This is a genomic window from Bartonella sp. MU37NMGALS, assembly GCF_042194015.1.
Lineage (GTDB): Bacteria > Pseudomonadota > Alphaproteobacteria > Rhizobiales > Rhizobiaceae > Bartonella > Bartonella grahamii.
This window is the reverse complement of the sequence record NZ_JBHIML010000174.1, coordinates 1-521: the sequence shown is the minus strand read 5'-3', so window position 1 is coordinate 521 and position 521 is coordinate 1. Positions and strand designations below refer to the sequence as shown.

Sequence of the window (521 nt, the reverse complement as noted above, 5' to 3'; positions counted from 1 at the left end):
TCTTCTGCATCAAACTCGACCCGCAATTTTCCCAATTGTAAAGTGCTGTTGGAATTTAAATCGCGGTCAAACCAAACACGGCCACCAAGCAATGCACCACGCGCAATCATATCATCAAGAAACTGCGTGAGGCTGCGGGTAATAGCAATAACATGTTGACCAGTAAGGTTTTCATCATTGGCCCAAGGGCGGAAATTGTTGATGATCGTTTTTTCCAAAGCTGCACGGGTGCGCACCACATTGACAAAACGCCACAATGGGTCACTGGAGGTGGTATGATTTCCCCATAAAATACGTCCATTGGCAGCAATTTTTCCATGCGCATTTTGACTAAGTCGTGCGGGAATAAAGGTAGCAATATCGGCTTGGTTGAGGCGATTTGCCTCATGATCGATTTCGCCATCAAAATAGCTAATGGGGCGCGCCGTACCTAAAATGCCTTTAACATCTTGGTTGGAGGGAGACCAAAAAACACCACCCCTTTGCTTATCACGTTTGATAAACATGGCGGCAGCAAAAGG

Annotated in this window: 1 protein-coding gene; it reads right to left on the bottom strand. The window is 46.3% G+C overall.

Translation table 11 applies throughout. From position 1 onward, the window contains the following. Positions 1-521 (bottom strand): phage tail sheath C-terminal domain-containing protein (locus tag ACFIJP_RS09780; protein ID WP_375627238.1); only part of this gene is annotated, 521 nt, incomplete at both ends.